The organism is Embleya sp. NPDC025285, from assembly GCF_055558835.1.
This window is the reverse complement of sequence record NZ_JBVHLU010000074.1, coordinates 44841-57583: the sequence shown is the minus strand read 5'-3', so window position 1 is coordinate 57583 and position 12743 is coordinate 44841. Positions and strand designations below refer to the sequence as shown.

Annotated in this window: 8 protein-coding genes; 5 read left to right on the top strand and 3 right to left on the bottom strand. The window is 70.8% G+C overall.

What is annotated here, in order from left to right; all coding sequences use genetic code 11:
- Positions 1–510 (top strand): carboxyl transferase domain-containing protein (locus tag ACZ4FV_RS36340; protein WP_465324718.1); only part of this gene is annotated, 510 nt, incomplete at its 5' end.
- Between the two features lie 204 nt (positions 511–714).
- Positions 715–1023, top strand: a complete 309-nt coding sequence (locus ACZ4FV_RS36335) for a hypothetical protein (protein WP_465324716.1) — start codon at positions 715–717, stop codon at positions 1021–1023.
- Between the two features lie 102 nt (positions 1024–1125).
- On the opposite strand, the gene ACZ4FV_RS36330 is transcribed toward ACZ4FV_RS36335, so the two are convergent.
- From ACZ4FV_RS36330 to ACZ4FV_RS36320, 3 genes are all read right to left on the bottom strand, one after another.
- Positions 1126–2004, bottom strand: coding sequence for an SDR family NAD(P)-dependent oxidoreductase (locus tag ACZ4FV_RS36330; RefSeq protein WP_465324714.1), 879 nt, complete (start codon positions 2002–2004; stop codon positions 1126–1128).
- 52 nt (positions 2005–2056) lie between these two features.
- A complete protein-coding gene (locus tag ACZ4FV_RS36325) occupies positions 2057–2848 on the bottom strand; it encodes a thioesterase II family protein (protein ID WP_395864880.1) in 792 nt (263 codons plus the stop codon).
- A 308-nt stretch (positions 2849–3156) separates the two neighbouring features.
- The gene (locus ACZ4FV_RS36320) at positions 3157–5634 is read right to left on the bottom strand and encodes an MMPL family transporter (protein ID WP_465324711.1); all 2478 of its coding nucleotides are present in this window, start codon (positions 5632–5634) and stop codon (positions 3157–3159) included.
- 503 nt (positions 5635–6137) lie between these two features.
- Here ACZ4FV_RS36320 and ACZ4FV_RS36315 point away from each other — a divergent pair.
- The 3 genes from ACZ4FV_RS36315 to ACZ4FV_RS36305 all read left to right on the top strand — a co-directional run.
- Positions 6138–7220, top strand: a complete 1083-nt coding sequence (locus ACZ4FV_RS36315) for an SDR family oxidoreductase (protein ID WP_465324709.1) — start codon at positions 6138–6140, stop codon at positions 7218–7220.
- A 57-nt stretch (positions 7221–7277) separates the two neighbouring features.
- Complete coding sequence (locus tag ACZ4FV_RS36310) at positions 7278–8864, top strand: PfaD family polyunsaturated fatty acid/polyketide biosynthesis protein (RefSeq protein WP_465324707.1); 1587 nt, start codon at positions 7278–7280, stop codon at positions 8862–8864.
- Positions 8865–8886: 22 nt separating this feature from the next.
- Positions 8887–12743, top strand: a 3857-nt coding sequence (locus tag ACZ4FV_RS36305) for a beta-ketoacyl synthase N-terminal-like domain-containing protein (RefSeq protein ID WP_465324705.1), incomplete at its 3' end; no start/stop codon positions are given.

Here is a 12743-nt window from a genome sequence, read left to right as displayed (position 1 = left end):
ATCGTGTTCTGCGTGATCTCGCGCTACCACGGCGGCGCGTTCGTGGTCTTCTCCAAGGCACTCAACCCGAACATGACCGTCCTGGCCCTGGAGGGGTCCTTCGCCTCGGTCCTCGGTGGTGCGCCCGCGGCGGCGGTGGTGTTCTCCGGCGAGGTCAACCGCCGTACGGCGGCCGATTCGCGTGTGCGCGACCTGGAGGCCCTCGTCGCGGCGGCCTGTGGTGCCGAGCGCGCCGCGTTGATCGCGGAACTCGACGAACTGCGCTCGTCGGTGCGGGCGCAAAAACTCGGCGAGGTGGCCGCGGAGTTCGACCGGGTGCATGACATTCGGCGTGCGGTCGAGGTCGGTTCCGTCGACGCGGTCATCCGAGCCGCGGAGTTGCGCCCGCGGATCATCGAGGCGATCGAGTCCCGCCTGCACCCGACCGACGAGCGCCGTGCGGAAGCGGCCCAGGGCGAACAGCGGGGGTCCCTGCGCGAGGCGCCCGCGCCGGAGTCGACCCGCCTCTGACCCCTGAATGCAGCAGCGCGGCCTGCGTCCGTACGAGTGGTTCCGAAAATCCGGCGCAGGGGTGGTGAGCAGCGGCGATGCCCGAAAAGCCGTGAATCCGGCGGCGTTTCGAGTGTCGGCTGTGCACCTCGGCCCCCGGATCTGCGTTCAGGATGAATCCGACCACCTCGGCCGAGGTGGTGCTTTCCAAGGCAAGGGGTTTTCATGCGCAGGCTCACTCGCGCTTCCGTCACGGCCGTCGTGGCCGTGCTCCTGGCGGGTGCCGCGTCCGCCGCACCGGCGTTCGCCCTGGACGGCGTCGCCGACCGGCCGGCGTCGGCCCCGCAGCCGGGCGGTCACGGCTCCGGTGACGGCGACTCCGGCGGCGGTGGCGGCGGTGGCGGCATCTTCGGTGGTTGGGGCTACGGCCACGGCGACGCCCACGGCGGCGGCGGTGGCGGCGGCTGGGGCCCGTGGGGCGGCGGTGGCGGCGGTGGCGAAGGTGGCGGCGGCGGTTGGGGCGGCCTGCGGTAACCACCGCCACCCCGCTACCGCGGATGACATCGGCCTGCTCGATCCGATCGGATCGAGCAGGCCGATGTTGTTGCGGCGTTCGTCACGGCGACGTGGTGTTCGCTACGACAGTGTGCCCGCGGTGTCCTTCGGCGCCTGACGTGCGACCTTCGCCGTAGCGCGTTCGATCGAGGCGTGCACGACCGGTTCGAACGCGGAACCCAGCAACCGGGTGCCGAGGTCCATCACCTTCGCGTCGAGGCCGATGCACACGCGGGAGCGGCCCTTGCGGACGCTGGTCAGGATCACCCGTGCGGCCTCCTGCGCCGAGGTCTTGGACAACGAGTCGTGGATCGCCGCGACCTCGGCCCGGTCGGTTCCCTCCGCCGCACGCGAGTTGCGCACGATGGCGGTCTTGATCCCGCCCGGGTAGGCGGTGGTCACCCCGATCTCGGCGCCCTCGCGGCGGAGTTCGTTGCGCAGCGATTCGGAGAACCCCCGGACGGCGTACTTGGTCGCCGAGTAGGCGCTGCGCATCGGCATGCCGAACAGCCCGAACGAGGAGGACACGTTGACCACGTGGGCGCCGCGCTCCGGGGCGGCACGGCGAAGGTGCGGGAGGAACGACTTCGTACCGTGGACCACGCCCCAGAAGTTGACGCCCATGATCCACTCGAAGTCGGCCCACTCCATCTCGTCGACGCTCGCGGTCAACGCCACACCGGCGTTGTTGACCACCAGGTTGACCTGGCCGAAGCGCTCCGCCGTGGTGTCCGCCCAGCCCTGTACCATCGCACGCCGAGCCACGTCGACCACGTCGGCATACACCTCCTTCGCGCCCAGGTGCCGGGCCTGTTCCGCGGTCTCGTCCAAGCCGTCCGCGTCGACGTCGGAGAGGGCCAACAGCGCGCCCTGTCGGGCGAGGGCGAGCGCGAGAGCCCGGCCGATCCCCGAAGCGGCTCCCGTCACCGTGCACACGCGTCCTGCGTAGTCCCGAATCACGGGCTCACTCCAAAACTGGAAGACATTCGGATGACGGTCGGCGTTCCCGGAATCAGGAGAAGGCGCCGACGGTGGTGCGCAGATCGGCGGAGAGGTCGGTGAGCAGACTCGGCAATGCCTCGTGCACGTACAGGTGTCCACCGGGATAGGTGCGCAACCGCATGGGCAACGTGGTCTGCTCCTGCCAATTCGACAGGGATTCCACGGCGACCAGCGTGTCGCCCCGAGCGCCGAATACACTCATCGCACAATCCAGCGGCGCCTCGTGCACGTATTGGTGCTGGAGGGCCAACAGGAGATCGGCCATCATCGGCGGACCGAAAGCAGTCATCGCGCCCTGGTCCCGAAACACCTCGGGGGGAAGCAGGTCGGTCAGACCCAATTGGCGCCAGGGTTGGTCCGACACCAGGATCGGTCGGCACGCCCGCGCGAACGCACCGCCCTGGGGCGGGGGTACGGCGGACAGGGCCAGCAGCGACGGCATGGCGTGGCCGCATCGGCGCAGCTCACGCACGGTGTCGAAGGCGATCATCGCGCCGATGCTGTGGCCGAAGAAGACGTAGGGACGGCCGTCGTCGGTATCCAGGACGAGTTCCGCGACCATCGCGCACAGTTGCGCCGGATCGGTGAGCGAGACCTCGCCCGCCCGTGCGCCGCGTCCCGGAAGTCGTACCGCGGTCAGTTCGACCGAGTCCGGCAGGTATTCGACCCACGGCGCGAACATCATCGCGTCCGCACCCGCGTAGGGGATGGCGAACAGCCTTACCGGGGCCTGCGGCCGGGGTGTGAAGGTGACGAGGTCGGGGCGTGGTGAAGTGCTGAGCGGACGGCAGATGGATTCCACAGGCGATTCTCGATTCGTCTCGCGCGAAAAGGCGGCGGGATCGGGTGCGCTCGGCGAAAGCCGGCTGATCGCGGAAACTCTATGCCCCCGCGGGAGTTGGGCCGGAAACACGATCCGCCGAACGGGGTAATGGAGTCGACGCTATCGACAAATGACCGGAACGGCCTTTCGAATGAGTCGACTTGCAGAACAGATTCGGATCGCGGTCACCACCGGGGCCCGGGTCGAGCACGGATGGGAATTGAACTCCGCTTCATGGTCGAGTCTTTGCCATGCCATGGCACGGTGGTGTCGATCCCGCGACCGGGTCAGGGTGTCTGTTGGTCCGGGCCTTCGCTTGCCGAGTCCGCGGTCTGGCCGACCAGCTCCGGGCAGGCCTCGGCGCGTGCGTCGGGCAGCTTGGCGCCGATCTCGCGGGGGCGACGCCGGGGGAGCGTGGGCGCCCACCAGTTGGCTCGGCCGGTCAGGCGCATCAGTGCGGGGACCAGGATGCCGCGTACGACGGTGGCGTCCACGACGACGGCGACCGCGAGGCCGACGCCGACGGTCTTGAGCAGCGTGACGTTGGACATGGTCAGCGCGACCATGGTGGCGGCGACGATCAGGGCCGCGGCGGTGAACAGGCGGCCCGTGTGCTCGATCCCGAAGACGATCGAACGGGTGTTGTCCCCGGTGCGCACGAACTCCTCCTTGATCCGGGCGAGGAGGAATACCTCGTAGTCCACGGAGATCCCGAAGGCGACGGCCAGGGTCAGCAACGGCATGGTGGTCTCCAGCGATCCGTTGGTGCTGAAGTCACCAACCAGCCACCGCAGATGACCGTCCTGGAAGACGTAGACGATGGCGCCCAGGCTCGCGGTGATGCTCAACAGCCCCATCAGGACCGCCTTGATCGGCACCAGGACGCTGCGGGTGAACAGGAAGAGCATGACCAGGGTGCCGATCAGCATGATGCCCGCGCCGTAGGGGAGGGCCTCCCGCAGGGTGTGCTTGGTGTCGGTCAACTCCGCGGCCTTGCCCGCGACCAGGTGGGGTTGCGGCGCCGGCAGGGTCCGTAGCGTGTGCACGAGCGCGACCGTCTCCGGCGCCTGACTGTCGGCGGTACTGACCACCCGCAGCACACTGCCGATGACGACGGGGGGAGCCGGCGCCGGCGGCTCGACCGGGCGTACCACGACCCGCGTTTGGTCGTCAGGGGCCGGTACGTGGGCCGCCGGTGCCGACGGCGAGGACGACTCCGGTACGTCGATCACCGGCGCCGAAGGCGACGGCGACTGTGGTCCGTTGCTCGCCGGGGGCGACTGCGGTCCCGGGACGGGCAGGCCGGCACGGTAGTCGCCGGTGTCGGCGAGTACGTGCGCGACATGGGGCAACGCGGACAACCGCCGGGCGTAGGCGTCGATCGCCGGGCCGTCGGTCGCCGCGTTCGCCCGGGGCAGCACCACCGGGATGATGCGCTCGGGTGGGTCGGCGAAGTCCGTGCGCAACAGGTTGGCCGTGGCGTGGGGTTCGGAGCGGGTCGGCAGGATCGTCTCGTCGACGGTGGTGAACCGCGCGTGCAGGAAGGGCAGGGCCAGGACCAGGAGCAGTACCGCGGCGGCGCCGCCGCACAGGATCGGGCGGGCGGTGGCGACGGTCGCGATCCGACGCCAGAGCGGACTGCCGCCGCCCACGCGCCCGGACCCGCGCCGGAACCGGCGGAACGGGTCCAGCCGGTCCAGGCGCGGCCCCAACACGGCCAGCAGTGCGGGCAGTACGAGCAGCGAGGTCAGCGCCGAGATGATCACGACCAGGATCGACGCCCACGCCAACGAGCGCAGCAGTTCCAGCGGGAAGACGAACAGCGCGGACAGGCACAGGGCCACCGTCGCCGCGGAGAACAGCACGGCACGTCCGGCGGTGGCCATACTGCGGGTGATGGCCCGGCGTGAATCGGCGCCCCGGGAGAGCTCTTCGCGATATCGGGTGACGATGAACAGGGCGTAGTCGACGGACAGCGCGAAGCCCAGGGCGGCGCAGATGTTGATCGCGAACACGGTGATCGGCATCACCAGGGTCAACGTGGCCAGCACGGCCAGGGCGCCGGCCACCGAGACCGCGCCGACGGCGAGCGGGATCGCCGCCGCGGTGAGCGACCCGAAGGCCAGCAGCAGGATGATCATGGTCAGCGGCGCCGCGAGCAATTCCCCGCGTTTGAGGTCGCGTTCGGACTCGTCGGTGGCCTGCGCGTTCAGCCAGGCGGGCCCGGTGGCGCTGACCCGCAGACCGTCGCCGGCGGCCTTGCGGGCGGCCGGGACCAGGGAGCGCGAGGTGGCCACGTGGTCGCGTTCGCTGCCGGTGAGGTCGACGCGGATCAGGGCGCCGTGTCCGTCCCGGGAGCGCAACAGGGTCGAGCCGGTGCTCCAGTAGGACTGGGCCTCGCGCACGCCGGGCCGTTCCGCGACCGTGGCGGTGAGCCGGCGGCCCGTCTCGGCGACCGCGGCGTCGTCGACGGGTGTGTCGGCGCGGACGTAGAGCACCAGGTCGGCGGCCTTCGCCCCGTAGCGGGCGGCGACGCGCTCGGCCTCGGCCGCCTGGGTGCCCGTCGCGGTGAACCCGCCGTTGGACCAGCGGTCCCTGGCCCCGGCGACCACCGTGGCGGCCAACACCAGGACGATCATCGCGCCCACCAGGAGCCAGCGACGATGCCGAACACACCACCCCGCGAGGCGGTTCAGCGCGCCGCCGGGCGGGCGCTCGTGCGACACCTCGTGCTCGGGGGGCGGGACCGGGATTGTGTCGAGCATTGCATGTCCTCCCATGGCGACGTTGCCTGCGCGGTGGGTGGCGTCGCCCGTGAACCGAGATCAGGTGGAGACGCGGCGGGCCCCGAACGGCCGGCGCCCGGGGCCGGCGGCCATCGACGAGGGGTATTTCGTTGCCGGCGGTCCGCCGCACACACGGGGATGTTCGGGGAATCACTGCTCGCGCCGGAAGCGAGGTTACCCCGCCGCGGACCGGCAGGTCGCGATTGCGGACATCGACCACGCCGATCCCGGAATTCGGACGAAGATAATCCGACAGTCGCACCGAGATTCGAGCGAATACGCGTACGAATATGTGCCGGTTTCGTCCGTTTGGGTCATTCGCCGACCCGACGACGCGTCCGCAGACAATTGGTCCATCATGATGAATCCGACTCGATCGCCTGTTAGCGGAGCTTTCCGGTCCCGTGTCCGTGCATAGAATCGACCCGCAATACCGGTCATCGGGTCCCATCGAGAAGAGGCACACGATCTTGCGGGTTACATTGACTGGTGGCACCGGTTTCCTCGGTCTGCGACTCATTCGTGAACTTGTGAACCGGAATTGTTCCGTCACCCTGCTGTCGCGTCGCGGCGATGTAAGTGCGATCGACCGAGCCTCGCAGGCTTTCGGTCGACTGGCGGAGCCGTCGGCTTTCATCGACAAGTTTCGTCGGCGCGCCGACGAAATCGAGATCGACATCGCGCAACCGTTGTTCGGCCTCCCGGACGACACGGTGGAAAAGCTCGTCCGGCGGACCGACATGTTCCTTCACAGCGCCGGCAACATCGACCTCAACACGGGCGCCCGTGCGATCCGGCCCGTCAATGTGAACGGGACGCAAAATTTCCTCGACATCGCGTCCAGGAGTCCCTACGGCGCGCCGTTTTGTCATGTCAGCACCGCTTTCGTGGCCGGTGCGCGACGATCCGGAACGGTGTACGAGGCCGACCTCGTCGACACGTACGGCTTCGAGAACGAATACGAGCGGTCCAAGTGCGACGCCGAAGCCCTCGTGCACCGCTGGTCCGGTGAGAAGGGAATCCCGGCGCTGATCATGCGCCCCAGCATTCTCCTCACCGACCGCCCGCCGGTGCCGGGTCTGCCGGCCCACCCCTTTCAGACCATCAGCGCACTGCTGCGCGCGTCGACCATCGAAAGGGGCATCGCCGGTCTTTCGATTCCGCGAGGTCTGCGGCCGGTCATCCACATGGTGGGACGGGTCGACGCCCAGCTCAACTGCCTCCCGGTGGAGGACGCCGCGAACGCCATGGTCGGCATTGCCGCGGAATACCGTTCGACGACCGTCGAGACCCATCACATCGTGCATCCGGAGTACGTGGCGGCCACGACGCTCATCGAGCTCTTCGAGAAGTTCGCGCCGATCCGTATCGTGCTGAAAACCGCGCTGCCCGAGCGGCTCTCCCCGGCCGAACAGCGCTTTCACAGCTACGCCGGATTCTCCGCGTACTTTCGCCACACGCGCGTCTTCGACGACCGCAACGCGCGCCGTGTCCTGGGCGCGCCCTGTTCCCGGACGCCCGTCGACATGGCCTACCTCCTGGCCGGAACGCACGGGATTCTATGACGGTCGACGACCCCGAAATCCGGCCAACTTTCCGAAAGGCCACAGGAGAAACCGTTCATGACCATCGGACTGCAGGCATCACCCCGTCGTGAATTGTCGGACCCCACCGCCGACGGTCTCCTGGCCGTGCTCCGCCAACCGCGGAGCGCGGCCACGATCGTTCGGCGCCGGTCCGACTCCGCGACCGTAGCCGTGCCCGGTGACGCGCCGGTCGAAGGCTGCGAAGTCGTCGGCACACTCCCTCCGTTGTACCCCGAATGGCTGGGCGACAGATCCTTCACCGCCGATCACGGCGTGCGATTCCCCTATGTGGCCGGTGAGATGGCCCAGGGGATCGCGGGCGTCGCCATGGTCAAGGCCATGGCCCGAGCGGACCTGTTGGGGGTCTTCGGCGCAGCCGGCCTGCCGATCGACGCGGTCCGGCGGGCCATCGAGGAACTGCGGCGGGACCTGCCCGAACACGCCTCGTGGGGCGTGAACATCATCCACAACCCGCACTCGCCCGCCTGGGAGAACGAGGTGGCCGCCCTCGCCATCCGACACGGCGTGCGGTGCGTTTCGGTGTCCGCCTTCAGCGAGGTCACCCGAGCCCTCGTGCACTGTTGCGCCGCGGGCCTGCGCGCGCGGGCCGACGGCCGGGTGGAGCGGCCCCGGATGATGATGGCCAAGGTCTCGCGTCCCGAGGTCGCCGAACAGTTCCTCGCCCCCGCGCCGCCGGCCCTGCTGCAAGAGCTGGTCGCCGAGGGGCTTTTGACCGCGGACGAGGCCGCCCTCGCGGCCCACGTGCCGATGGTCGACGACCTCACCGTGGAATCCGACAGCGGCGGGCACACCGACGGCAGGCCGCTGTCCACCGCCCTCCCGCAGATCCTCGCCCTGCGCGACGCGGTCGCCTACCGGCACGGCATCGCGCCGCGCACCAGGATCGGCGCGGCCGGCGGGCTGGGCACCCCACACGCCGTCGCCGCCGCGTTCGCCATGGGCGCCGCGTACGTGGTGACCGGATCGGTCAACCAGCTCAGTCTGGAGGCCGACACCTCCGACCGGGCCCGGGCGATGCTCCAGGCCGCGGACACCATGGACGTGGCCATGGCGCCGTCGGCCGACATGTTCGAGCTCGGGGCGAAGGTCCAAGTCCTCAGTCGAGGCACGATGTTCGCGGCCCGGGCCGCGAAACTGGCGCAGCTCTACCGCGATCACGAATCACTGGAGGAGATTCCCCCGGCCCAGATCGCCCGCCTGGAGCGGGAGATGTTCCGGCAGCCGCTGGCCGACGTCTGGGCGCAGACCGAGGAGTTCTGGCGCGCCAGGGAGCCCGCGCAGGCCGACCGGGCGGCCGTGGACGCCAAGCACCGCATGGCGCTGGTGTTCCGCTGGTACCTGGGCATGTCCAGCACCTGGGCGACCACCGGAACCGCCGACCGCAGCGTGGACTACCAGATCTGGTGCGGCCCCGCGGTCGGCGCGTTCAACGACTGGCGCAAGGACGGCTTCCTCGCCGACCCCGCGAACCTGTCCGTGGTGCAGATCGCCCGCAACCTGATGGAGGGCGCGACGGTCCTGACCCGCGCGCACCAGCTGCGCAGCCACGGCGTCGACCTGCCGGCCCAGGCGTTCACCTTCCCCGCCCATGAACTGCTCTGATCCGTCCACTGCAAGGAGCCCCGTGCCCGAGAGTTCCCGCCCCTCGCAGCCGCCCATCGCCGTCATCGGTCTGAGCACCCTGGTGCCCGGCTCCGCGGACGTCGCCGGGTTCTGGCGCGACCTGGTTCACGCCCGCGACCTCATCCGAGACGTGCCGGAAACCCACTGGCTCGTGAGCGATCACTACTCGAGCGACCCCACCGCCCCCGACAAGACGTACGGCAAGCGCGGGGCGTTCATGTCGCCGGTGGCGTTCGACCCGCTGGCCTTCGGCACCCCGCCGTCGACCATCGACGCCACCGATACCGCGCAACTGCTCAGCCTGATCGCGGCCGAACGCGTTCTGCGCGACGCCTGCGGTGAGCAGGGGCCGTCCGAGACGCTGCGCGAACGCACCGGCATCATCCTCGGCGCCAGTCCCACCGAACTGGCCTTCCGCATGTCGTTCCGGTCCCAACGGCCCACCTGGCGCCGGGTCATGCTGGCCGGTGGCGTCGACGAGCACAAGGCCGACGAGTTGTGCGACGCGATCTCGGCCTCGTATCCCGTATGGAAGGAAAGCTCCTTCCCGGGCATGCTCACCAACGTCATCGCCGGACGCGTCGCCCGCCACTTCGACCTGCACGGCAGCAACTACACCACCGACGCGGCCTGCGCCAGCTCGCTCTCGGCGATGAGCGCCGCCATCGACGAACTCACGCTCGGCCGCGCCGACATGATGATCACCGGTGGCGTGGACCCGCTGTGTGACGCGTTCGGGTTCACCTGCTTCAGCAAGACCCCGGCGCTGTCCCCGTCGGGCGAGTGCCGGCCCTTCTCCGCCGAGGCCGACGGCACCCTCCTGGGCGAGGCCGTGGCCATGGTCATGCTCAAGCGGCTGGCGGACGCCGAGCGCGACGGCGACCGCGTCTACGCGGTGATCCGCGGCGTCGGAACCTCCTCCGACGGACGCGGATCCTCGATCTACGCCCCCGCCGTCGCCGGTCAGGTCCGCGCGCTGCACCGGGCCTACGCCAGCGCGGGCTACAGCCCCGCGACGGTGGAACTGATCGAGGCGCACGGCACCGGCACCAAGGCCGGTGACACCGCCGAAGTCACGGCCCTGCAAGAGGTGTTCGGCACCGGTGACCCGGCCGACATCGCGCGCTGCGCGCTCGGATCGGTCAAGTCGCAGATCGGCCACACCCGTACGGCCGCGGGCGCGGTCGGACTGGCCAAGGCCGCCCTCGCGCTGCACCACAAGATCCTGCCGCCCACGCTCAAGGCGGACCGAGCCGACCCGGCCCTGGAACTGGAAAAGGGTCCCTTCTACCTGAGCACCCGGACCCGACCCTGGATCCGGGGCAGCGAACACCCGCGCCGGGCCTCGGTCTCCAGCTTCGGGTTCGGCGGGACCAACTTCCACGTCACGCTCGAGGAGCACCGCACCGAAGAGTCCGCCCCGGCGGTCGACGCGTACACCCGCACCGCTCCGAGCGAACTGGTCCTGTTGAGCGCAGAGTCCGGTCCCGCGCTGGTCGCGGCGCTGGACGCGCTGACCGCGGACACCGCGCCGTTGCACGACCTGGCACGCCGTACCCAACTCGCCTTCGAGGCCGCGGCGAAGCACCGGCTGTGCCTGGTCGCGCGCGACGAGGACGAGCTTCGGGCCCAGGCCTCCGACGCCCGACGCCGGATCTCGGCGGAACCGCAGAGCGGGTTCCACACGCCCGCCGGCATGCGCTACGCGTGCGGCGCCGCCTCGACCGACAAGATCGCGCTGCTGTTCCCGGGACAGGGCAGCCAGTACCCCGACATGGGGATCGACGTCGTGCTGCATCAACCGCGCGCGCTCGCCGCGTGGGACGCGGTGGCCGACTTCGAGATCGACGGACGCCCCCTGCACCGCACCGTCTTCCCGCCGCCGGTGGCGGACCAGGCGGCCGAGCGCGAGCACGCCGAGCGGCTCAAGGCCACCGAGTGCGCGCAACCCGCGCTCGCCGCACACGCGTTGATGATCCAGGAGATCCTGGGCGCGGTCGGCTTCGTGCCGGACTGCGTGGCGGGCCACAGCTTCGGCGAACTCTCGGCCCTGCACGCGGCCGGCGTCTACGACGACGCCACGCTGATGTCCCTGGCCCGCGCCCGCGGCGAACTCCTGCGCGACGCGAGCAAGGTCTCCGGCGCGATGCTCGCGGTCACCGCCTCCAGCAAGGAAGCGGACGACCTGGTGCGCGGCATCCGCAGGGCCTGGGTCGCCAACTACAACTCCCCGACGCAGCACGTGGTCTCGGGCGCCGAGTCCGCGATCGCCAAGGTGGAGCAGCGCGCCCTGGAGCAGCAACTGCCCACCCAGCGGCTCGCGGTCTCGTGCGCCTTCCACAGTCCGCTGCTGCAGTCCGCGACCTCCGGGTGGCGGCCCACCCTGGAACAACACGATTTCACGGCGCCGCGACTGCCGGTCTACGGCAACGCCGACGCCAAGCCGTATCCGGACACGGCGCCCGAGATCCGCACCGTGCTGCGCGATCACGTCACCTCCTCCGTGCGCTTCGCCGAAATGATCCTGGCCATGCACGATGACGGCGTCCGCACGTTCGTCGAGGCCGGGCCGGGAACCGTACTCACCGGCCTGGTCGGTCGGATCCTCGCGGACCGTCCGCACGTCGCGCTGAGCGCGGACCAGACCCGGGGATCCGGACTCACCGCACTGCACCGCGTCCTGGGCGCGCTGGCCGTCGCCGGACGCCCCCTGGACTTCGCCCCGCTGTGGGCTGCGTTCACCTCGAGCACTCCTTCGCCATCGTCAACAAGGACGGGTATGACCATCCCCATCTCCGGTCCCAACCCCGATGTGGGTCACCGCGAGAAGACCCCTGCCGCGCCCGCCGTACGCGAGTCGGCCGCCGGGTTCAGGCAGGCCGGCCCGCCGACGACCCCGACCGCGCCGGTCGCCGCGGTGCACCAAGCGCCGCCGCCGACGCCCGCGGCCGTCACCCAGGCACCACCGCCCGCCCTCGTCCAGGCCGCGCTTCCGCCCGCGGCCGTGGCACCGTACGCCGCGCCCGAGCCGGTGACGCAGTACCCCGCGCCCGCTCCGGTGGCGCAATACGCCCCGACGGCTCCGGTGGCGCAGTACGCCGCGCCCGCCCCGGTGGCGCCGGCCGCACCGGTGCCCGCGCCCGTTCCCGTGCCCGCGCAGCAGACGCCCGCCGTGCCGGTGCGGACCTACGAGGCACCGGTCGCGGAGGCGACGACGCACGACGTCACCTCGTCCGGGTCCACCTGGTCGCCGGTGACCTCGTCCGGTGCCTGGCTGCACGCCTTCCTCGAGGTACAACGGCAGGCGAGCGACGCGCACAGCGCGTACCAGAGCACCACTTCGGCCAGTCACGCCTCCTACCTCGACCTGGCCAGGACCTCGCTGGACGGCCTGATGGCCTGGCAGCCCGGTGCCGAGCCCCGTGCCGTGGCGGCTCCGGCGCCCGCTCCGGCGCCCGCGCTCATGCCGGCGCCCGCCCCGCTCGCACCGGCCCCGCAGGCGTTGGAGGCCCGGCCGCACACCCCCCGGGAGATCAGCCCCGCGCCCGCCGCGGTGACGCAGTACCCGCCGACCCCGGTCACCCAGGCTCGGCCGCCCGTGCCGGCGGCCCAGGTCGCCCCGGCCCAGCCCCGGCCCCCGGCGCAACCGGCCGCCGTGCACGCGGCGCCCGCGCTCCGGCAGATCCCGGCGCCGACCGCCGCCCCCGCCCCCGCCCTCACCTCCGCCCCGGCCCCGGCTCCGGTCGCGGCGCCCGCGGCCCCCGCCCAGGAGAGCGGCGCGGACGTGGCGCTGGCGATCGTGGCGGAACTGACGGGTTATCCGGTGGAGATGCTCACGCCGGACATGGACCTCGAGGT

Excerpts from the sequence above, each read along its gene's own strand:
- ACZ4FV_RS36335 (WP_465324716.1), top strand. The coding sequence starts at position 715 with ATGCGCAGGCTCACTCGCGCTTCCGTCACGGCCGTCGTGGCCGTGCTC.
- ACZ4FV_RS36310 (WP_465324707.1), top strand. The coding sequence starts at position 7,278 with ATGACCATCGGACTGCAGGCATCACCCCGTCGTGAATTGTCGGACCCC.
- ACZ4FV_RS36320 (WP_465324711.1), bottom strand. The coding sequence starts at position 5,634 with ATGCTCGACACAATCCCGGTCCCGCCCCCCGAGCACGAGGTGTCGCAC.